We start from the raw sequence: 19,943 nt of genomic DNA, 5'->3' as shown, positions 1-19,943 counted from the left end.
TTTCAGAAATCATTTTTGGAGCCAAAAAAAGACCCTCGAATTTTCGAGGGCCTTAAGCACTATTAATTAAAATGCTGGACTTGGAAAAGATTGTAATAGATTCCTTGCAATTTCATCAACTCATCATGGGTTCCTTTTTCAGCGAGGCGCCCATGGTCAATCACCAGGATTTGGTCTGCGTGGGTAATCGTAGACAAACGATGGGCCACAATCAATGTGGTCCGGTCATGCGCGAGACGTTCCAGTGAATCTTGGATCAATGCTTCGCTTTCCAGATCGAGCGCTGAAGTGGCTTCGTCCAAAATGAGAATCGGCGGATTTTTCAAGAATACCCGCGCAATGGCAATTCGCTGCTTTTGCCCGCCGGACAGTTTCACGCCGCGTTCTCCTACTTTGGTGTCGTAGCCGTCTGGGAGCATTTCAATAAAGTCATGGGCATTCGCCGCCTTCGCAGCAGCCTCTACTTCCGCATCGCTTGCAACCGGTTTCCCCATCAAGATATTCGATTTCACCGAATCACTGAACAAAATGGAATCCTGCAGCACCAGGCCAATCTGATCGCGCAGTGTATGAATGGAAACATCTTTCAGATTGTGGTCATCCATGTAAATGCCGCCGCCCGTTACATCGTAAAATCTTGGAATCAGCGACACGATGGTCGACTTTCCTCCGCCGCTCATGCCGACAAATGCGACCGTTTCTCCAGGTTTAACGGTAAAGTTTAAATCTGAAAGAACTTCCGATCCTCCATCGTTGTAGTGAAAAGAAACATCCCGGAATTCCAGTTTGCCGTCCACTACTTTCAAATCTTTTGCGCCATTTTTATCGGTGACGTCGTAGTCTTCGTCAATCAACTCGAATACGCGGTCCATCGAAGCAAATGATTGCGTCAATGTCGTGGACGAGTTGACGAGTCTGCGAAGCGGATTATACAAACGTTCAATATAAGCAATAAAAGCGACCATGGTTCCAAGCGTCAAATTGCCCTGGATGACCTGATAGCCAGCGTACGCGATAACTAGGAGCGGCGCGATGTCTGTAATCGTGTTGACGACAGCAAAAGCTTTTGCATTCCATTTCGTATGGTCAATCGCTTTATCCAGGAATTCGTCATTGGTTGCATCGAATAATTTCTGTTCATGTTTTTCCAGCGCAAAACTTTTGATGATGCTCATCCCTTGAACGCGTTCGTGCAGATAACTTTGTACATTAGCCAAGGCCTGTGAACGGTTGCGCGTCAAATCACGCAATCGCCCGAAGAAAAACTTGACGCTGAAGGCATAGAACGGAAATGCCAGCAGCGCTACAATGGTCAATGGTACGTCCATCGTCAGCATGATGCCGATTGCAATTAATATGGTCGCCAGATCGAGCCATAAATTCATCAGCCCAATCATGACAAAATTCTTGGTCTGTTCAACGTCATTGATGACGCGGGAAATGATTTCCCCGGCACGCGTGTTGGCGTAATAGCGGAGACTCAGTTTCTGCAGATGGCCGTAGAGGTTCTGGCGGATGTCATACAGGATTTTATTGCTGACTAACTGGGCATAATATTGCCGGTAATACTCGATCGGCGGCCGCAAAATGAAAAAGAGGATGGCGGTTCCGCCAAGCCATAAATAAAGCTGGGTTAATTTTTCATCGCTTGATAATCCTTTAGCTCCAATGATGTCGTCAATGACGATTTTAATGAGCAACGGGATGAAAAGCGGAATTGCGAATTTAAAGATTCCGATAAAAATTGTTAGCGCAATCTGCCAATAGTATGGCTTTACAAATTTCATATAGCGCTGCATCGTACTCAAAGCGTTCACTCCAATCTGTTCAAAACGAAAAACCTGTTGGCAAGCAACAGGTTTCTCTCATTCCGTAAGCCGGTACTGTCTATGAAATTCGTACCGGCTGGTCCACACTTCTATGAAGTCCGGAGCAAAGGGCCCTCTGCGCTGTTTAATCCAGCCAATCAACTTATCCACATTTCGATGCAAAATTTGATCGATCACTTCCGGATAGCCCATTTGCCTTTTATGATCTTCATATTCGTCTTCGTCCAACAAGGTATACGACATATCCGGAAACACCTTAACATCCAAGTCATAATCGATGTACTTTAATGATCCATTGTTATACACAAATGGAGAGCTTACATTGCAATAATAATAAACTCCATCGTCACGCAGCATGCAAATGATATTGAACCAATGTTCGGCATGGAAGTAACAGATGGACGGCTCGCGCGTAATCCAGGTTCTGCCATCCGATTCCGTCACCATGGTCCGTTCGTTTGCACCGATGACTATGTTATTTGTGCCCTTCAATACCGTTGTTTCCTGCCAGACACGGTGGATTCGGCCGTTGTGTTTGTAACTGTGGATTTGTATTGTCTCTCCCTCCACGGGTATCGCCATGTCCATCCCACCTTTTCGTCTAAGCCGTATATAATTTATCCGTCTTCATGATTATATCAATCAATTCTGAAAACATACAGCGAAAAGACAGCAAATGGATTTTACAGGACAACTGAACGGCCGCCATCCACAATAATGGTTTGGCCGCGGATCATATCCGCTTGATCAGAAATCAGGAAAAGAGCGGCTTTAACCATGTCTTCTATTTCAACCATGCGGCCGGCCGGTGTGTTTACGCGGGCATCATTCAGCAATTCTTCACGGTTTGGGAAATGCATCAACGCTTCTGTATCAAGTGCGCCGCCGGAAACCGTATTGACTGAAATGCCTTTTGGCGCCAATTCAACCGCTAAATAGCGCGTAAGCGATTCAACTGCAGCTTTGGAAACGCCGATTGTCGTATAGTTTTCCAGGTAACGGATAGAACCGAGCGAGCTGACGCCGACAATTTTGCCGCCTTTGTCCATCAGCTTTGCTGCTTCCTGTGCCCCGAACAGCATCGCTTTTGCGTTGATGTTCATCGTCCAGTCCCAGTGGGATTCTTCCAATTCCATAATCGGGCGCAAAACGCCTGAAGCTGCATTCGACACGAAGACATCCAAACGGCCAAATTCTTCTTTAATGGTTTCGAACATGCCGCGCAGTTTATCGACATCGCCGACATTTGCCCGCACAAGCAACGCTTTTTGGCCTCTTGCCTCAATTTCTTTTACCGTATCAAGTGCGGCTGTTTTGCTACGCGCGTAGTTTACAACGATATCATATCCTTGCTCCGCTAAAGCGATTGCCAAAGCTTTTCCTAGCCCTCTGCTGCTTCCTGTCACCAATGCCACTTTTTGTTCTGCCATTGTCAAACATCTCCTCTTTGTTTTAAAACTGTTTTCATTTTTTGCACCGGTCCGGAAATTGGAAGCAATTCCAATTCCTCAGCCGTCACCCATTTCATATGAGGCGGTACGATTAAGTTTTCGCCGTTTGCAATATAACCATCCACATTCCATGTTAAATGAGAAAACACATGTTTGAAAGAAGTAATTTTTTCAGCGTTGCTGACAGTGCCCCGGAAACTTTCCGAAAGCTGTTCTTCTATCTCAACCGGCAGGATCTCTTCTGTCAATTCAACCATCGGGAACTGCCACATATTGGCAAGCAAACCGGACTCCGGCCTTTTTTCCACCAAGACCGTTTCTCCGCTGCGAATGGCAAGCATCGCGTATTGCATAGCTTTTGTTTTTTTCGCTTTGGTTTTAATCGGCAAATCCTGCTGCTTTCCTTCATGGAATGCTGCGCAATGTTCACGCACCGGACAAAGCAGGCATTTAGGGGAAGTCGGCGTACAAATCAACGCGCCCAATTCCATCAGCCCCTGGTTAAACGAGGACGGGTCTTCGTGGCTGATGATTTCGGTCACGGCTTCTTCAAATATCTTGCGGGTCTTCGGTTTGGCAATATCTTCTTCAATCAATAATATTCGGGACAACACCCGCATCACGTTGCCATCCACAGCGTGCTCCGGTATGCCGTAAGCAATGCTGAGCACAGCTCCCGCAGTATAAGGGCCGACGCCTTTCAAGGCGGAAATTTCTTTTCGGCTGTTCGGGACAATGCCGCCGTAGTTTTCTGCGACTTCACGGACACCCGCCTGGAGATTGCGGGCACGGGAATAATAGCCAAGGCCTTCCCATTGCTTTAAAAGCACTTCTTCGTCTGCTGCCGCTAAATCGTTCAACGTGGGAAATTTCTCGATAAAGCGTTTATAGTAAGGAATAACCGTATCAACGCGTGTCTGCTGCAGCATAATTTCCGATATCCAGATTTGGTAAGGATCGGCTGTACGGCGCCAAGGCAAGTCCCGTTTTTCTTCGGAAAACCAGCCGATTAAATCTTTTTGAAATTGTAATTTATCCATTTCTATTTGGACTGCCTCCGATCAAGTAGATTATCCCGCAGAATTACGGGGTATATATTAGTTATAGGCATTTTTCTCAAGCAATAAAAGCAACACCAACATCCAAGTAGAAAGAGGGTGCGGCAATGGATACAGGCACTCATATCGTCATGGGCATCGCACTTGGCGGCCTTGCAATGGCAGACCCCGTTGTAGCCAGCCAGCCAGCAACAATGACAGCCGTTTTTGCAGGCGTCATCATCGGTTCCCAGGCACCTGATATCGATACCATTCTAAAGTTAAGGAATAATGCCATTTACATCCGCCATCATCGCGGGGCAACCCATTCCATTCCGGCGGTTATTTTATGGCCGTTATTAATTACAGCAGCTTTGCTGCTCATTTTGCCGGAAGCGAATTCACTCCATTTATGGCTCTGGACTTTCCTGGCCGTGTTTTTGCATGTTTTCGTAGATATATTCAATTCGTATGGAACACAGGCGCTCCGGCCATTTTCAAACCGCTGGGTAGCGCTCGGCGTTATCAATACCTTTGACCCGATCATCTTCGGCGCTCATTTGATCGCCTTGATGTTTTGGGCATTCGGCTCAAATCCGGTATGGACGATGCTGATTTTATACGGACTCCTGTTTTTCTACTACATCGCACGATTCGCTGTTCAACACGCAGTGAAACATGCGGTCCGGAACACCATTCCCGGAACGACCAATATTATCGTTGCTCCGACGATGCGGTTTTTCCAGTGGCGGATTGCGGCAGATACCGAACGCCATCATTATGTAGGAAGAGCATACGGCCGTTCCATCAATATTTACGATAAGTTTCTAAAAAAACCATTGCCCGAATCAAATTTGATTCAAGCAGCACTGAAAGACAAAAACTTATCCGCCTTTGTTTCCTTCTCCCCTCTGTACAGATGGGAAATCAACCAATACGGCGATTTATACGAAGTCCGCTTAATCGACCTGCGTTACCGGAGCAACGATTATTATCCATTCGTAGCCGTTGCCCACTTGAACGAACAATGCAAAGTCGTCAACTCCTATACCGGCTGGATCTTCAGCGAAGACAAGTTAAGGAAAAAACTCGACTTTAGCCATAACTAACGAAAGGCGAAAATCCCTTTTCAAGCAATCCTATAGTCAAAGAGAAAACGCACACAGCCTTGTGTGCGTTTTTTCTAGTTCTGGTGTTCGTTCAATAAGTGCGCGTATTTTGGGTTGGTTCCAGCGAATTCATGGATGCGGTCTCCGTAGCTTTCGATCCATTGACGAATCACTTTTTCAACTACCGCTGTTCCTTGATAATCGTATCCGGCTTTGGCATACGAAGATTCGAAATCAGACACCAACAGTTCAATCCAAGTACGGGCTTTTTCTTCTGACAGGTTCGGATTTTTTTCGCGCAATTCCAGTATCAATTGATCAATCATTTCATTCATTCGGTTACTTCCCTTCCTTCAGCGGGCGCAGCATGGAAATCGGCAGCGCTTCTGTGTATTTTTCGCCACCTAGGCGATATCCCCAGGCAAAACGGCCCTTCAAATAGTCGATCTGAAAAAAGACATTGGGGTCGCCTTCGATGCGATAAACTTCACCCTTTTTAAAGTCCTCAGGATTCATCATATAAGCTGCGGCCATAATGGCTTTCCGTTCTAAAACCGCAAATTCATTGACCATGCCCAACTGCTCCGCTTTTCTCGCTTTTTCTTTTAAGCGCCCGATTTCATTGCGCAGTTCATGTTCATCCATTTCACTGTAACGCTTTTCTTCAGTCATCTTCCTGCTCCTTCTGTTCGATGTATTCGTTGATTACTTCACTGGGGAATCCTTTTTGGTATAAGCCTTGTTTGACTTTCGATTTCAAATCATAGCCGGTCAGCTTGCTGCTGTGTTTTCTCCACAGTTTATCACCTTGCTCTTTTACGATATCCGTCCACTGGTCTTCGTCTTTTTCCAAGTCCAAATCTTCAATGGCCAGTTTAACCAAGGTATAGGAATATCCTTTTCTCATCAAGGAATCGTTGATTTTCTGCTTGATTTGGCTCGGTGTTTTCATCTTTTCCTTAGCGGCGATTTTGGCCGCCAGTTCTTTGGCAATTTCCAGCTGCTCTTCTTCTGAATAGGAATTCAATACGTCTTCTTGCATCTGTTTATCAATCCCTTTTTTCTGCATTTCCTGCTGGATGGCACGAGGCCCCTTTTTGCCGGAATTTATTTGAGTGCGGAGGAGCGCTTCCGAAAAAGCCTGGTCATCCAAAAATTTATGGGTATAGAGCTTTTTAATGGCTTCATCGATCACGGCATTGCCAAATTCTTTTTCTTTCAATTTGGTGCGCACTTCGTCTTCGCTGCGCATGCGGAACCCGAGGTAATTGAGCGCTTTATTGTAAGCCTTTCGGACTTCATCTTCGAAATTCATTTCTTCGATGGTCCACTGGTCAAGTTCCTTGCCTTTAGTCAGTTGGTACCGGATCAGCACCGCCTCATCGACACTAAAAGCGAATTTTTCCTCCAGGTAAATATTGTACCTTTCCGGATTCCTTTTCCCTCTGGTGATTTTCGAAATAATCGGCATTTGCGGCACCTCTCTTCCTTTCCCATTATACCCTTTCAAATGCTTAAATGCATGGATTGCGGGTATTATTAGAAGAAATGGAGGCGATACGGATGAAGATAGCAATCACTGGCGGAACTGGTTTTGTCGGCAAAGAATTGACGCGCTTATTCCATAGCAGCGGACATATGGTTTACATTTTAACAAGAAGCCCCAAACGCTCGACCGCGAATACCAAATACGTCCAATGGCTGAAAAATGGTGCCCAGCCCGAGAAGCAATTGGAAGGCATCGACGCCATCATTAACCTGGCCGGCACTTCGATTAATGACGGCCGCTGGACCAAAGAACAAAAACGTGCAATTTACGATAGCCGGATGGAAGCTACAGAAGAAGTGCTTCGCATTATTGGGAAACTTAATAAAAAGCCCCGCGTGCTGATTAATGCCAGCGCCATCGGTGTTTATGCGCCTTCTGAGGTTGTTACATATACAGAAGCATCACGAGATTTCGGAAAAGACTTTCTCGCCCGCACCGTCATCGACTGGGAAAAGCTTGCAGACCATGCGAAACATCACGGCGTCCGGGTCGCTTCCGGCCGTTTCGGCATCGTTCTCGGCAAAAAAGACGGCGCCTTGCCGCTGATGTCACTGCCGTACAAATTATTTGTCGGCGGTACGGTGGGTTCCGGCAAGCAATGGCTGTCGTGGATCCACGTAAAAGATGTTGCCCGGGCGATTCAGTTTGCCATGGAGAATGAAGCGATTGAAGGTCCGTTCAATGTCACAGCACCTCAGCCCAAGCAAATGAAGGATTTTGGTCTAGGCATTGCTGAGGCTCTGCATAAACCGCATTGGCTGCCTGTCCCTTCTTTTGCGATGAAGGCGCTGCTTGGCGAAAAAAGCCAATTGGTCCTCACCGGACAGCGTGTATTGCCGACCGTCCTTGAACGGGAAGGATTCCAATTCCAATACCCCGACTTAAAATCGGCACTGGCTGATATCTACAAATAAGACTATAATGAAGGGATGATTACATTAAGGACGTGAAGAGATGAACGATAAACCGATCATAGAAGAAGGGCAAAAGTTTCCGCTGACGATCAAACGGCTCGGCATCAACGGTGAAGGCATTGGTTTTTTCAAGCGCAATGTCATTTTCGTACCCGGGGCATTGCCAGGGGAAGAAATCACTGCCCAAGTAACGAACATCAAACGGAATTTTGCAGAAGCGCGCATATTGAAAATGCGCAAACCTTCTCCGCATCGCCAGACACCGCCCTGCCCGATTTACGACGCGTGCGGCGGCTGCCAGCTTCAGCACATGACCTACAGCCAGCAATTGGTGGAAAAGCGCGACTTGGTCGTTCAAGCCTTGGAGCGTTATTTAAAAGGCACCGATGTCTTGGTCAATGATACGATTGGGATGGAAGATCCGTGGCATTACCGCAACAAAAGCCAGTTCCAGACCCGCTTGAAAGGCACAAAAGTAATTGCCGGCTTGTTTGCAGAAGGGTCGCATCAACTGCTTGATATTGAACAATGCCTGGTTCAGCATCCGGATACAACGGTCATTACCAATGCCGTTAAACGTATCCTGGAAGAATTGAAAATGCCGATTTATGATGGCAAGACGATGAAAGGCATCATCCGGACTATCGTGGTGCGCACCGGCCTTAAAACCGGTGAAATCCAATTGGTGCTGGTAACGACCCGCTCTAAAATTCCACAAAAGGAATTATTGCTGGAGAAATTGAAGAAGATCGATACGAACCTCGTGTCGATTGTTCAAAATATCAACAAAGAAAAAACTTCTCTAATTTTTGGCGAGGAAACCATTACGCTTTACGGCAAAGACACGATTCATGAAGAACTCGGAGAGCTTGCTTTCGATTTATCAGCGCGCGCTTTTTTCCAATTGAATCCGACACAAACCGTCAAATTATACGATGAAATCAAACGCGCCGCCCAATTGACCGGCACGGAAAAAGTGGTGGATGCGTATTGCGGAGTTGGCACCATCGGCTTATGGCTGGCAGACGGTGCCGGCGAGCTTCGCGGGATGGACATTATCCACGACAGTGTCGTAGATGCAAAAGCAAATGCCAAGCGGCAAGGCGTCAAAGCAAAATATGTCACAGGGACCGCTGAGAAATGGCTTGAGCTCTGGAGCAAGGAAGATTTCGTGCCCGATGTTTTGACGGTCGATCCCCCTCGCACCGGTTTGGCTGACTCTTTGTTAAAAACCATTTTAACTGTAAAGCCGCAGCGTTTTGTGTATACATCCTGCAATCCTTCCACCTTGGCAAAAGATTTGCAGCAGTTAACAAAAGTTTACCGCATCAAATACATTCAGCCTGTTGACATGTTCCCCCAGACGGCACAAGTGGAAGCAGTCTGCCTATTGGAAAGAAAATAACTGCCAAATCCGAGAAAAACCGCTCCCAAAACGACAAAAGAACTTCCGAAACGATTCGGAAGTTCTTTTTCTATCCATCTATAAAGTTTCTTCAACTGCAGGCTTGGATTCGGTATTGCTGCGGAGAGCAATAATTGTGAAAATAACAAGCAGTATGACCGCAATGAGCAGCAGAAAACTCAGTTCTTCGGTCAAGTCAAGGAACAAACCGCCAAGAGCCGGTCCCGCGAGGCTTCCGATGCTAAAGGCAATGCCGCATAAAAGATTGCCCGTCGGCAGCAGATCCCTGGGCATGAGGTCTGCCATATAGGAGATTCCCAAAGAGAACGTAGAGCCGACAAACATCCCGGCAATGATAAATAACGCCAGAGTTGCCCAAGCATTCGATTCAAAGAAACTGGCTGTCCCAAATGCCGCTGCCCCGCCAAACAAAGCAAGCAACAGCACTTTGCGCCTGCCGATCCGGTCGCTTAATGCCCCAAGCGGCAACTGAGTCGCAATTGCACCGATTGAAAAGGCAGCCAGCATATAAGAGACCATTGCCACATCAATCGATTGCCTTAGCGCATAAACCGGGAAGATGGCATTTAAGGAAGCCTCCAAAAAGCCGTAGCCCAGTGGCGGCAAGAAAGCGATCCAACCGATGATGAGGGCGGCCTTGAAACGCCCAAGCGTCCCTTTTTGCGCCATCGATCCAGCTGAAGTTTCGGGGAAATCGTTTTTCAACAAAAACACAAGCGACCAGGCGATCAAACAGAGGATGCCTGAAATGATAAACGGCAAAGCTTCAAAAATCCCGACGAGTGGAACGAACAAAGGCCCCGCTCCGAAACCGACACTGAAAGACATGCCGTAGATGGCAATGTTCCGTCCAAGCCGGTGCTGTGGTGAGAATGAAGTAATCCAAGTTTGGGTGGAAAAATGCAGCGCTTGGTCGCCGATGCCGATCAGCACCCGCAGAACAAACCAAAACAACACGCTTTTCCACAGTGGAAACGCCAACAGCGAAGCAATGACCAATCCGCCTCCCACCAAGATTAGCGGTTTATAGCCGAACCGCCGCAATTGAGGCTCCATAAAAGGCGCAATCACCAATGTTCCTATGTATAGCCCTGTCGCACTTAAGCCATTTAATGCGGATGATACTCCGTCTTGTTCGAAAATGACAGCAATCAGCGGGAGCAGCATCCCTTGCGAAAAACCTGAAATTGAAACAATAGCGACTAAAACCCAAAAACGGGCACGATCGCTCTTTAAAAATATCTTCATCTGGACCTCCTGCTCAAGCACGTTCTTTTATCTTTCTTTCAAATTCAGATACAATTTTACCACAAGGAGGCGGAAATCGATGAAATTTTCAATGAACGAAAATGGCTTCACTGGAACTTTGCCGTTTGGGCAACTTTTGGTGTCAAGCAATGAGGAATATGGCTACCGTCCGTATCAGCTGCTCGTATCTTCGTTGGCAGTTTGCAGCGGAGGCGTCATGCGGAAAGTTTTAGAGAAAATGAGGATGCCTGCAGAAGATATCCAAATCGAAGTAAGAGAAGTTGTTCGCATTGAAGAAGAAGCAAGCCGGGTTTCAAAAGTGCATTTGCATTTCATGCTAAAAGGCAAAATTGACTCAGCAAAAATGCCGCGAGTTATGGAATTGACCCGCAAAAACTGCTCGATGGTCCGCACTATGGAAGATGCAATCGATATCATCGAAACTTACGAAGTTTTGTAAACACTAAATAGGCTCAGTCCGTATCTGTTTTCAGATCCCGGCTGAGCCTTTAGGCTTTTGCAATATCCAATTGAATTTTCATAATTCGATTTCTTCGGCTAAGCTGCCGGTGAAATGTTCGAACCCCCTCCTTCATCTTCCTACAGCGATTGGTTTCGACGATTCACTTCGGCCTCCCCTCTCTGTTGATTAACACCACCTTAACATGAAAAATAAATAAAGTAAATATTCAAAACATTTAAACGAGTAAAATAACGCTTTTTACCTAGCTTTTATTGAATTTCTTACAGTTTTCAGCTATCATTAACAGGCGAAAAGAGGTGTTCCGAGTGGGTAAATCCATAACAAATAAAGAACAGCAAGTTACTTACATGAAACAACGCTTAAACATGTTTTTAGAAGTTTTGGATGCCATCGAGCCTGAAACTGCCGAACTGGAAGATATTGACCGCTTGATTGCCATGGTCGACGAACTGGATGACAAAATGCAACAGTTCAAATCACGTCCAAGCGGAGAATAATAAAAAACGATTCACACCAGAAAAGTTCACTTGGTGGGAATCGTTTTTTTTCTTTTAAGCCGTAAAAGCCGACGGCGCTTTTTCTTTTTAGTGGCGATTATGTCGCTTCTTCCCTGCATGACGGCATTGATCTGCCCCCCTACCAACAAAAGCATTGCTGATAAGTACAGCCAAAGCATCAGCACAATAATACCGCCAATACTGCCGTATGTCGCCGAGAAGTTGGCGAAGTTATTAATGTAGATGGAAAAAACATAAGAAATGACAATCCATCCGATTGCTGTAAATCCTGCTCCGGCAATAACGCTTTTAACGTTCAGCCGTATGTTTGGTGCAATCCAGTAGATAACTGCACATACCGCGAAAATGATCAATGATGGAATGGTAAAACGGATAGCTCCCCATAACTCCAGGAACCCTTCTTCCAACCCAAGGAATGTAAAGATAATGAGTCCGACTTGCCGCCCAAAAATCGGCAAAACAAGCGCTACAATCAAAATGAAAATCATCAAAATGGTGGAAAGGATTGACATGCCCCGCGCAATCAGCAACGGGCGGTTTTCCTCTACTCCATAAGAAAAGTTTAACGACTTTATCAGCGCATCCATTCCAAGGCTCGCTGACCAGATCGTCGCAATGATTCCAAAAGAAAGCAGTCCGCCATTTTGCTTTGTCAGTATTTCAGTCAAAGTTTCTTGAATTAGAACGTAAACTTCGCCTGGCGCGACTTCTTCCAGAAAACTATAAACCTGGTCTTCCGAGATGTTCAAATACGGCAGTAAGGTGATAACAAAAATAAGCAGCGGAAATATGGACAATAGGAAAAAGAACGCTAATTGCGCTCCTAATCCTAAAACGTCTATATCATTGATTCGTTTAAATACTTCTTTCAAAAACCCTTTTCCGGTTGTGACATCATGGCTAACCGCCAGATTGTGCAACCGCTCTTCCGGTTCTGAAACATGGCCTTTGTTTTTCGTTTCTATCGGAATTAGGCCTTTTTTGAAGAATTTGTGCCGGAATTATAACCCGATGTTGATCCTGACGCCGATCCTGTCGTTGATCCAGTCGACGAATTTGAAGTTGATCCAAAGTTAGAACCGGATCCAGTAGAACTTGAATCATTTCCTTCAGTCAAAGATGAAGTAGCAGACGGGCTGTCTTCTTTTAGAGCAGACAATACGTCGTCTTTAGAATCAATGACTGCATCTTTCGTATCAACAAATGCCTCTTTTGTTTCCATTGCTAGTTCTTTCACATGCGGAGTCAAGTCTTTCAATTCGTTTACTTTTTCTCCCACATAAGAAGCGTCTTCGGAAATTCTTGAATAAAGATTTTGAACTTTTTCAGTCTGCTGCTGTACAGCATTCACTAATTCTTTTCTATTTTGAGCATAATATTGAGCACTGCTGCCCACTTTTTTCGATTTGTTCACTACGTCATTTCGCGTGTTGCGGTCTAATAAAGATACGATTACACCAACCGCAGCTCCCATAAGTAATCCTGTTAATAGTTTGTTTTGGCTCATCCTGAATTCCTCCCAATAATTGTAGTACTTGCGTCTCTTTTGGATTTTCCCTAATCTCCAGAAATTTAAACACATAGTAAATTTTATTTTCAGAAAAACCTTGACTCTTCCTATAATATTTCGGAATATTAAATCTAAAGGCGGTGAGTAAAGAAAGCTATACCATACTATACACAAAAAGGGGAAATAAGATGGAGCGATTAGAATCAATTTTGGGCAGCATCAGCAGTTTTGTCTGGGGTCCACCTCTTCTGATTTTATTGGTGGGCACAGGAATCTTCTTAACTATTCGTTTAGGCCTTTTACAAGTCCGATATTTGCCTTATGCATTAAAGCTGGTATTTACTAAAAATCAGGATACGAAATCAGAAGGCGACATCAGCCACTTCCAGGCGCTCTCCACCGCACTGGCTGCAACAGTCGGTACCGGTAATATCGTCGGTGTTGCGACAGCCGTCATTTTAGGCGGCCCGGGTGCCGTCTTCTGGATGTGGATGTCGGCATTCTTTGGGATGGCGACCAAGTACGGGGAAGCTGTGCTTGCAGTCAAATACCGTGTCGTCGATGCCAGAGGTTTGATGGCCGGCGGGCCGATGTATTATTTGGAACACGGCTTGAAACAGAAATGGCTGGGCGTATTATTTGCCATCTTCGGTTCCATTGCTGCGTTCGGCATCGGCAACGGGACACAGTCCAACTCGGTTGCTGCAGTAGTCCGCGATACGTTTAACGTACCCACATGGATTACCGGCATCATTTTGACGGTTTTCGCAGCTGCTGTTATTTTAGGCGGCATCACGACAATCGGAAAAGTTACTTCCTACTTTGTTCCGTTTATGGCATTGTTCTATATCATTGCCGGAGCGGTAATTATGGTGCTGAACGTTGAATTGATCCTGCCGGCAATCGGCACGATCCTTACTTCGGCCTTTACCGGCGAAGCTGCAGTAGGCGGTGCAATCGGTGCCGCGATCCGATACGGGGTCGCCCGAGGGGTCTTCTCCAATGAAGCTGGCCTCGGTTCTGCTCCAATTGCCGCAGCGGCTGCCAAAACGGATATGCCGGGGCGCCAAGCCCTTGTATCGATGACACAAGTATTTATCGATACCTTGATCATCTGTTCCATCACAGGCATCACGATTGTCATGTCAGGCATGTATACCGACAAGTCGCTGGAAGGTTCCGCACTGACAACAGCTGCCTTCGAACAATTCCTAGGGCCAATCGGTCCGATTGTGGTCGCGATTGGGCTCATTTTCTTTGCTTCTTCAACGATTATCGGCTGGTCGTACTACGGCGAGAAATGTTTCCAGTATCTATTTAAAAATCCGAGCCTTTTGATTGTTTACCGTGTTGCCTTTATTGCGGTAGTGTTCATCGGTGCCACTGTTTCTCTTGATGTGGTGTGGATGTTCTCAGATATCATGAACGGATTAATGGCTCTGCCAAACTTGATCGGCCTTCTCGGTCTGTCGGGTGTCATTGCGCTTGAAACGAAACGCATTGTGGCAAAAATCAAAGAAGAAAAAGCAGAAGCGAAAGAAGCCGCGCGCATTGGCAATTGACATTTTTTTTGAACAGTGAAATGATGGGTTATACCCTATCGAAAGGCAGGAATCCATTATGGACCTCTCACAACCGTCAAACGAAAATGTTTCTTTCATGATTGAAGAAATAAAAGCAAAATTGCGCATGGTCAATTCCGACGCAATGAAACCTGAACACTTCAATTCATCGAAATACGAAGACTTGAAAGAACTGTATGAAATGGTCGCAAGCCGCGACAACATTACGCCAAACGAAATGCAGGCAATCGCGCAGGAACTTGGTTCATTGCGCAAATAAAAAGCCCCTTGGTTTTCAGGAATTTCCTGAAGTCCAAGGGGTTTTTGCTTTTTAAAACAAACGGCCATTTCAGCTTTTCTTGTCTAGTTTCGTCGGCTAGTCCCTCGAGTCGCTTCGGTCTTTCCGGCGATGGCAAAGAGCGCCATCTTCAGCAAGCCCTCCAGCGCTTGTCTAGCCTTCAATGCCTAGCTCTTCGGGACATAAGCCTGCCCAATTACGCGGCAAAAACCGCCACTCCATTGGTCCGTCTTATGCCTGTCAGAGCTGAGCAGGCACTTCCGCTTTTCTCGAGTCGGGGCTGACCAAGCGCTTCAGCTTTTCTTTTGTCCAGCTTCAACGGCCAGATTCTCGGGTCGTAAGCCGAACTGCCTGTGCGGCTGAAAACACGCCGCTTCGGCAGCTCATCTTACGCCTTTCGAATCTTAACGGCCATTTCAGCTTTTCTTTTGATATTGTGCGATGTACCAGCTGCCTTCTTTAATGACGGTTTTAATGCCAAGCATGGTGAGTCCTGCTTCTTCTCCCCATTCCGCTAGTTCCTGTCTTGTCGGCAGGCGGTAGAGGTTGTCGAAAGAAGAGAAAAAACTGTTGAAGACGTTCGCAAAAGGCGGATCATCGCTGCTGCCGGCGATTGGGGTGACCACTGAAAGAATGCCATCTTTCTCAAGCCAAGTGGCCAGTTCCGTGAACAGCGCCTGCCGCTTTTCCAGGTCGATATAGTGGATGACGTTGTTCATCATGACCATATCTTGCAGGCGTTCAGGCTGATACTGCCACAAGTCTGCATTTTCAATGACAATATTGTCATTGTCAGCGGTCAATTCCTTAGCGGTTTCCACAACTGCCGGACTGATTTCGATTCCGGTAAATTGGGTATCAGGAAAACGGTCAGCGAGCTTTTTGATATATCCAGCTTCTCCACATCCAATGTCGAGAACGGTGCGGCTCCTGTTTTCCCGAATACGTTTGGACATTTTTGGCATAGCCAGCACTTCAAGCAAACGGCTGGTTTCTGCAACGGTCGGGGCATGTTTTTCTTCATCAAAATGGCGCCGGTTTTGATTCCGCATCATTTCGGGGTAACTGAGCAAAGTCGGGATGTGGAGTTCCATCATTTCCTTTAACAAAACGCCGGACGAATTATTGCCTTTCGGTTTCGGCAATTTCCAGGTGTTCCATACTTTGTAGCGCCCTCTTCCGGCTTCTTTCAAGTGGCCGATCGAGACTCCGACACTTACCCATTGGCGCAGCAAATCCTCATCCAATTGAAGGGCGTCCGCTACATCAAATTGCGTCACCGGGCGTTCAAAAGCTTTAAACAAATCCAATTCATACCCTACATAAGCGTGCCAGCTATATAAAAACGGCTCATTGCGCTTCATATACATACGAGCCTTAAACATTTTCATCACATCAATCATAAAAGTCCCTCCACTTTCCACGGATAATCTTCTTCTCTGGTGAAATATTTCAATTCTTTTGTATCTGAAGTTAAATCCCTGCTTCGCCGAACAGGCATAATTCCGCCTTGGATAAAACGGTCGCGGACGTTTTCTTTCCACATGCCGAGACCTGAAACATTCAGCATCTGCTTGAAGTGAAGGATTGGATCTTCTTCCATGCGTTCAACTGTTCGTGTCCGCAGATAACTAACGGTCCGGAAAGGAAATGAATAGGCCAGTGCCGATAAATGGCTCAGCTGGATTACGTGTTCAGCCCGTTTATAACGCACTTTTTCAAACCAGTGCAGATTTTCAGGGTTCCGTTTTCCGGATTCGGCCATATCGGCCAGCAGCTCGCCTAGTACATCCGCATCCTGGATGGCCATGTTCATGCCTTCCCCTGCCATCGGATGCACCGCATGAGCGGCATCTCCAATAATCGCTTTATTCTCTTTTACATAGGAAGGGGCATGGAACATGACCGGAATCATTAACTGGATTTTCTTCCAGTCCTGCAATTGTTGGACATAACCATCTATGGAAGGCGCCAAATCTGTATAAAGTTTATGGAAATGGCTGATCGGTTTCTCTTTCAACGCTTGGTAGTCTCCTTCCGGTATCAAGTACACGCTTCGTACCTGGTTATCCGGCAAAGGAAACAAACCCAAAAACCGGTTGTACGTCGAAATGATTTTTCCATCCCGGAAATTTTCAGCGCGCGGAAAAGTGACGGTTAAGAAATGATGGTTGTAAGTTGTTTGCTTTATTTCAATGTCCATCGCTTTTCGCGTAACCGATGCCCTGCCTTCGGCTCCTATAAAATAATCAGCCTGCACTTCCAGTTTTTCTTTGCCTTTTTGTAAGTGGGCGGCATTTCCATCAATTTTCTTTACGGTAGTTCCACCTAAATAAGAAAAATTGGGGTATTGGGAAGCGGCTTCACGAAGAATCGATTTCAGTTCTTCATGATGCGCCATATAAGCGGCATTGTATTTTCCCGGAAGCACGCTATAATCCAAAAAAGATTGATCGCGGACTGCCAGGGTACTGGACAATTCCAGCATATCGAGCACTTTGATCTCATTGGAACGTTCTTCAATTTCTTCAAAGAGTCCCAGTCCATCAAAGATCTGCATGCTTTTGGGCTGCAGCAATTCACCTTTATAAGCAGGAGTCTTGGAAGCCAGACGTTCCGCGACGGTGACATTCACTCCGCGCTGTGCCAACTTCAAGGCAAGTGTTAAGCCACCGACTCCTCCCCCACTAATGAACACATCTGTTTTCATAGGTTTCAGCTCCTTATTTCTATGTACCCGCAAACAAATGCAGAAGAAACCTTTCTCAAAACACAAAAAAGAAGCTCCCAAAGTTGAGAGCTTCTTTTTCGTATTTTCTTAAAGTCCGTTATAAGCCACTGCTAATTTCGCGCCGACTTCAGCGTTATGTTTTACCAATTCAATGTTTGCGACCAAGCTAGTGCCTTCCGTCAATTCTTTTACTTTTCCAAGAAGGAAAGGCGTTGTTTCTTTTCCAGCGATGCCATTTTCTTTTGCTTCCACCATGGCTTGATCAATAATGCCGTTAATGAACGATTCTTCCATCGCATGTTCCGCCGGAATCGGGTTGGCCACTACAGCGCCGCCTTTTAGTCCAAGATCCCATTTCGCTTTCAATACTTTTGCCAAAATATCAACATCATCTGCACGGAAAGTCAAATCAAATTCGCTGGCTTGTGTATAGAACGCCGGCATTTTATCTGTTTTATAACCGATGACCGGTACACCTTTAGTTTCAAGGAATTCCAGTGTTAAACCGATATCCAAAATCGATTTAGCTCCGGCACAGACAACTGCGACTCCTGTAGTAGCCAATTCCTCAAGGTCAGCAGAAATGTCCATTGTCGTTTCTGCACCACGGTGAACGCCGCCAATGCCGCCTGTGGCAAATACACGGATGCCTGCAAGTTCTGCACAAATCATTGTAGCAGCAACCGTCGTCGCACCGATTTTTTTCGTTGCGATCAATTGTCCAAGATCGCGGCGTGAAACTTTTGCGACGTCCGGACTGTTGCCCAGAAGTTCCAGCTCTTCATCGGATAAACCGATTTTGATTTTGCCGTCCATAATGGCGATTGTTGCTGGAACAGCTCCATTATCGCGGATGATCTGTTCAACGATGCGCGCTGTTTCCACGTTTTGCGGGTAAGGCATGCCGTGAGAGATGATTGTCGATTCCAGCGCCACAATCGGTTGGTTGTTGTCCATTGCGTGTTGTACTTCAGTTGAATAAGTAATCATTGAGTTCATAGTAGTTCCTCCAGTTCAATTTGTAGTTGCATTGCCGATAACTCGGTTCTTACGGTTGATTCGCTTTGCAGCGTTTTCGCTGCATTGATTAGCCCCGTCTGAATAATCTTTTCAAACGGGAGGTCTTTTAAGTAACTGTGGATGATGCCGCTTGAAAATGCATCTCCGGCTCCAGTGACATCGAGAAGCTCCGGCACGTCGATTGCCGCGAAGTGGCTGATTCTTTCATGGTTCCCTGCCATCGCCCCTTCTTTTCCAGCGGTGATTACGATATTTCCCGCTCCATGTCCAAGCAAACGGGCCGCAGCATTTTTCCAAGCTTCGGGAGAATCGATTTTGATGCTTAAAAAGCGTTCCGCTTCCCCTTTATTCAAAATCAGCCAGGTAATGCCGGTCAAATCTTCTCCAAGCCGGTCAATTTTAGGTGTAGAGACGGGAATGACAGCCAACGGGATATTGCGTGTTTTTGCCAGTTCCTGCACGTAGCGGACTGTTTCTTTCGGACAATTCAAATCGATGACAAGAAAAGCAGCTGCCATCAACGCCGTTTCGTGGCGTTTGACGTATTCCACGGTCAGTGAATCGTAGATGGCCATATCGGCCATCGCCAAAATCATTTCCCCATCCGGCTCCAATATGGCTGTATAAGTGCCGGTCGAAAGATCGTTATGGGTTTGCGTTAATTCCGTATCCATAAAAGGCGAAGAGGTTTCTTGTATCAATTTCCACTCCGGATCGTTGCCGGCGATGGTCATCAGTTTTACCCGGTGGCCCATTCTGCCCAAGTTTTCCGCTACGTTCCGGGCGACTCCGCCGACGCTGCCCGAAACTGCTGCCGGGTTGGATGTGCCCATCTGCGCTGTTTTTTCCAGCCAAAACTTGCGGTCGACGTTCGCCCCGCCAATGCAGACAACCGTTCCTTCTTCTGGTAGGATGTATGCCCGGCCTGCAATTTTCCCTTGCCGAATTAACCCGGAGATTAAGTTAGCTAAAGATGGACGGGACATTTGTAAAGAATCCGCCATCTCTTGTTGAGACAAATAAGGATTTTTCCGGATCAGTTCAATGACTTCCTGTTCCTTTTTGTTCAACTCCTCACCTCCCTTTTCAAACATTTGTTTAAATCGTAAACTTTTATAATAAAAATTGCAAGAGAAAACCTTAAATTAATACAAAAAAATAAAAGCTTCCCGCCATACTCCTTTTTGAAGTGCTTGAAAGAGAGTGAGGCCTGGAGCACAACGGTCATAGTATTTCCTGTTTTCTTTTTGCCATTAG

General features: G+C 46.1%; 21 protein-coding genes. 7 read left to right on the top strand and 14 right to left on the bottom strand.

Going from position 1 to position 19,943, the window contains the following annotated elements; all coding sequences use genetic code 11:
* Positions 1-62: 62 nt before the first annotated feature.
* The 4 genes from QWY22_RS05370 to mutY all read right to left on the bottom strand — a co-directional run bounded on the left by QWY22_RS05370 (position 63) and on the right by mutY (position 4,320).
* On the bottom strand, positions 63-1,808 hold the full coding sequence (locus QWY22_RS05370; protein ID WP_300983466.1) for an ABC transporter ATP-binding protein: 1,746 nt from the start codon (positions 1,806-1,808) through the stop codon (positions 63-65).
* A gap of 57 nt (positions 1,809-1,865) precedes the next feature.
* The gene (gene ntdP / locus QWY22_RS05365) at positions 1,866-2,411 is read right to left on the bottom strand and encodes a nucleoside tri-diphosphate phosphatase (protein ID WP_036805811.1); all 546 of its coding nucleotides are present in this window, start codon (positions 2,409-2,411) and stop codon (positions 1,866-1,868) included.
* 101 nt (positions 2,412-2,512) lie between these two features.
* Complete coding sequence (gene fabL / locus QWY22_RS05360; RefSeq protein WP_300983464.1) at positions 2,513-3,259, bottom strand: enoyl-[acyl-carrier-protein] reductase FabL; 747 nt, start codon at positions 3,257-3,259, stop codon at positions 2,513-2,515.
* Positions 3,260-3,261: 2 nt separating this feature from the next.
* Positions 3,262-4,320 carry an A/G-specific adenine glycosylase gene (mutY, locus tag QWY22_RS05355; protein WP_300983463.1) on the bottom strand — a complete coding sequence of 353 codons (1,059 nt, stop codon included), beginning with the start codon at positions 4,318-4,320 and terminating at the stop codon, positions 3,262-3,264.
* 125 nt (positions 4,321-4,445) lie between these two features.
* Between mutY and QWY22_RS05350 the strand changes: the two genes are divergently transcribed.
* Positions 4,446-5,426 (top strand): metal-dependent hydrolase, encoded by a 981-nt coding sequence (locus QWY22_RS05350; RefSeq protein WP_300983462.1) that lies wholly within the window; start codon positions 4,446-4,448, stop codon positions 5,424-5,426.
* A gap of 74 nt (positions 5,427-5,500) precedes the next feature.
* Here QWY22_RS05350 and QWY22_RS05345 read toward each other — a convergent pair whose 3' ends face one another.
* From QWY22_RS05345 to recX, 3 genes are read right to left on the bottom strand one after another with little or no spacing between them, the layout of a single operon-like run.
* Positions 5,501-5,761: a YfhJ family protein gene (locus QWY22_RS05345; RefSeq protein WP_036805818.1), complete on the bottom strand. Its 261-nt coding sequence runs from the start codon at positions 5,759-5,761 to the stop codon at positions 5,501-5,503.
* Positions 5,762-5,765: 4 nt separating this feature from the next.
* Positions 5,766-6,098 carry a YfhH family protein gene (locus QWY22_RS05340; protein ID WP_053166928.1) on the bottom strand — a complete coding sequence of 111 codons (333 nt, stop codon included), beginning with the start codon at positions 6,096-6,098 and terminating at the stop codon, positions 5,766-5,768.
* Complete coding sequence (gene recX / locus QWY22_RS05335) at positions 6,091-6,897, bottom strand: recombination regulator RecX (RefSeq protein ID WP_224077247.1); 807 nt, start codon at positions 6,895-6,897, stop codon at positions 6,091-6,093. The genes QWY22_RS05340 and recX overlap by 8 nt, the downstream gene beginning before the upstream one ends.
* Positions 6,898-6,989: 92 nt before the next feature.
* Here recX and QWY22_RS05330 point away from each other — a divergent pair, with 92 nt between their 5' ends.
* Both QWY22_RS05330 and rlmD read left to right on the top strand, forming a co-directional pair.
* The gene (locus tag QWY22_RS05330; RefSeq protein ID WP_300983461.1) at positions 6,990-7,889 is read left to right on the top strand and encodes a TIGR01777 family oxidoreductase; all 900 of its coding nucleotides are present in this window, start codon (positions 6,990-6,992) and stop codon (positions 7,887-7,889) included.
* Positions 7,890-7,929: 40 nt separating this feature from the next.
* A complete protein-coding gene (rlmD, locus tag QWY22_RS05325; RefSeq protein ID WP_300983460.1) occupies positions 7,930-9,294 on the top strand; it encodes a 23S rRNA (uracil(1939)-C(5))-methyltransferase RlmD in 1,365 nt (454 codons plus the stop codon).
* A gap of 78 nt (positions 9,295-9,372) precedes the next feature.
* Here the strand turns inward: rlmD and QWY22_RS05320 are convergent, their stop codons facing one another.
* Complete coding sequence (locus QWY22_RS05320; RefSeq protein WP_300983458.1) at positions 9,373-10,563, bottom strand: MFS transporter; 1,191 nt, start codon at positions 10,561-10,563, stop codon at positions 9,373-9,375.
* 79 nt (positions 10,564-10,642) lie between these two features.
* On the opposite strand from QWY22_RS05320, the gene QWY22_RS05315 reads away from it, so the two are divergent.
* Both QWY22_RS05315 and QWY22_RS05310 read left to right on the top strand, forming a co-directional pair.
* Positions 10,643-11,023, top strand: coding sequence for an OsmC family protein (locus QWY22_RS05315; protein WP_300983457.1), 381 nt, complete (start codon positions 10,643-10,645; stop codon positions 11,021-11,023).
* A 329-nt stretch (positions 11,024-11,352) separates the two neighbouring features.
* Positions 11,353-11,544 (top strand): SE1561 family protein, encoded by a 192-nt coding sequence (locus tag QWY22_RS05310; protein WP_036805835.1) that lies wholly within the window; start codon positions 11,353-11,355, stop codon positions 11,542-11,544.
* A gap of 26 nt (positions 11,545-11,570) precedes the next feature.
* Here the strand turns inward: QWY22_RS05310 and QWY22_RS05305 are convergent, their stop codons facing one another.
* Both QWY22_RS05305 and QWY22_RS05300 read right to left on the bottom strand, forming a co-directional pair.
* Complete coding sequence (locus tag QWY22_RS05305) at positions 11,571-12,485, bottom strand: YihY/virulence factor BrkB family protein (protein ID WP_300983456.1); 915 nt, start codon at positions 12,483-12,485, stop codon at positions 11,571-11,573.
* 50 nt (positions 12,486-12,535) lie between these two features.
* Positions 12,536-13,072 carry a YtxH domain-containing protein gene (locus QWY22_RS05300; RefSeq protein WP_300983455.1) on the bottom strand — a complete coding sequence of 179 codons (537 nt, stop codon included), beginning with the start codon at positions 13,070-13,072 and terminating at the stop codon, positions 12,536-12,538.
* Between the two features lie 191 nt (positions 13,073-13,263).
* On the opposite strand from QWY22_RS05300, the gene QWY22_RS05295 reads away from it, so the two are divergent.
* Both QWY22_RS05295 and QWY22_RS05290 read left to right on the top strand, forming a co-directional pair.
* Entirely contained in the window at positions 13,264-14,637 is a 1,374-nt protein-coding gene (locus QWY22_RS05295) for an alanine/glycine:cation symporter family protein (protein ID WP_300983454.1), read from the top strand.
* A gap of 58 nt (positions 14,638-14,695) precedes the next feature.
* Positions 14,696-14,917 carry a DUF1128 domain-containing protein gene (locus QWY22_RS05290; RefSeq protein ID WP_036805842.1) on the top strand — a complete coding sequence of 74 codons (222 nt, stop codon included), beginning with the start codon at positions 14,696-14,698 and terminating at the stop codon, positions 14,915-14,917.
* A gap of 434 nt (positions 14,918-15,351) precedes the next feature.
* Here the strand turns inward: QWY22_RS05290 and QWY22_RS05285 are convergent, their stop codons facing one another.
* The 4 genes from QWY22_RS05285 to QWY22_RS05270 form a co-directional block, all read right to left on the bottom strand.
* Positions 15,352-16,338: a class I SAM-dependent methyltransferase gene (locus QWY22_RS05285; protein ID WP_300983453.1), complete on the bottom strand. Its 987-nt coding sequence runs from the start codon at positions 16,336-16,338 to the stop codon at positions 15,352-15,354.
* Positions 16,335-17,645: an FAD-dependent oxidoreductase gene (locus QWY22_RS05280; RefSeq protein ID WP_300983452.1), complete on the bottom strand. Its 1,311-nt coding sequence runs from the start codon at positions 17,643-17,645 to the stop codon at positions 16,335-16,337. Before QWY22_RS05280 ends, QWY22_RS05285 begins: the two co-directional genes overlap by 4 nt.
* Before the next feature lie 108 nt (positions 17,646-17,753).
* A complete protein-coding gene (locus tag QWY22_RS05275; RefSeq protein ID WP_300983451.1) occupies positions 17,754-18,665 on the bottom strand; it encodes a pseudouridine-5'-phosphate glycosidase in 912 nt (303 codons plus the stop codon).
* Positions 18,662-19,756: a carbohydrate kinase family protein gene (locus tag QWY22_RS05270; protein WP_300983449.1), complete on the bottom strand. Its 1,095-nt coding sequence runs from the start codon at positions 19,754-19,756 to the stop codon at positions 18,662-18,664. The genes QWY22_RS05275 and QWY22_RS05270 overlap by 4 nt, the downstream gene beginning before the upstream one ends.
* Between the last annotated feature and the right edge of the window lie 187 nt (positions 19,757-19,943).

Source organism: Planococcus liqunii (assembly GCF_030413595.1).
GTDB classification, from domain to species: Bacteria; Bacillota; Bacilli; order Bacillales_A; family Planococcaceae; genus Planococcus; species Planococcus liqunii.
The sequence above is the reverse complement of the archived record's forward strand: the minus strand, read 5'-3'. Positions and strand labels throughout refer to the sequence as shown.

What these genes read in the sequence shown, in the direction of transcription:
- QWY22_RS05290 (WP_036805842.1), top strand. Translation starts at nt 14,696, where the DNA reads ATGGACCTCTCACAACCGTCAAACGAAAATGTTTCTTTCATGATTGAA.
- QWY22_RS05300 (WP_300983455.1), bottom strand. Translation starts at nt 13,072, where the DNA reads ATGAGCCAAAACAAACTATTAACAGGATTACTTATGGGAGCTGCGGTT.
- QWY22_RS05285 (WP_300983453.1), bottom strand. Translation starts at nt 16,338, where the DNA reads ATGATTGATGTGATGAAAATGTTTAAGGCTCGTATGTATATGAAGCGC.
- QWY22_RS05330 (WP_300983461.1), top strand. Translation starts at nt 6,990, where the DNA reads ATGAAGATAGCAATCACTGGCGGAACTGGTTTTGTCGGCAAAGAATTG.
- QWY22_RS05345 (WP_036805818.1), bottom strand. Translation starts at nt 5,761, where the DNA reads ATGAATGAAATGATTGATCAATTGATACTGGAATTGCGCGAAAAAAAT.
- rlmD (WP_300983460.1), top strand. Translation starts at nt 7,930, where the DNA reads ATGAACGATAAACCGATCATAGAAGAAGGGCAAAAGTTTCCGCTGACG.
- QWY22_RS05275 (WP_300983451.1), bottom strand. Translation starts at nt 18,665, where the DNA reads ATGAACTCAATGATTACTTATTCAACTGAAGTACAACACGCAATGGAC.
- fabL (WP_300983464.1), bottom strand. Translation starts at nt 3,259, where the DNA reads ATGGCAGAACAAAAAGTGGCATTGGTGACAGGAAGCAGCAGAGGGCTA.
- ntdP (WP_036805811.1), bottom strand. Translation starts at nt 2,411, where the DNA reads ATGGCGATACCCGTGGAGGGAGAGACAATACAAATCCACAGTTACAAA.
- QWY22_RS05350 (WP_300983462.1), top strand. Translation starts at nt 4,446, where the DNA reads ATGGATACAGGCACTCATATCGTCATGGGCATCGCACTTGGCGGCCTT.
- QWY22_RS05280 (WP_300983452.1), bottom strand. Translation starts at nt 17,645, where the DNA reads ATGAAAACAGATGTGTTCATTAGTGGGGGAGGAGTCGGTGGCTTAACA.
- QWY22_RS05295 (WP_300983454.1), top strand. Translation starts at nt 13,264, where the DNA reads ATGGAGCGATTAGAATCAATTTTGGGCAGCATCAGCAGTTTTGTCTGG.
- QWY22_RS05340 (WP_053166928.1), bottom strand. Translation starts at nt 6,098, where the DNA reads ATGACTGAAGAAAAGCGTTACAGTGAAATGGATGAACATGAACTGCGC.
- recX (WP_224077247.1), bottom strand. Translation starts at nt 6,897, where the DNA reads ATGCCGATTATTTCGAAAATCACCAGAGGGAAAAGGAATCCGGAAAGG.
- QWY22_RS05315 (WP_300983457.1), top strand. Translation starts at nt 10,643, where the DNA reads ATGAAATTTTCAATGAACGAAAATGGCTTCACTGGAACTTTGCCGTTT.
- mutY (WP_300983463.1), bottom strand. Translation starts at nt 4,320, where the DNA reads ATGGATAAATTACAATTTCAAAAAGATTTAATCGGCTGGTTTTCCGAA.
- QWY22_RS05320 (WP_300983458.1), bottom strand. Translation starts at nt 10,563, where the DNA reads ATGAAGATATTTTTAAAGAGCGATCGTGCCCGTTTTTGGGTTTTAGTC.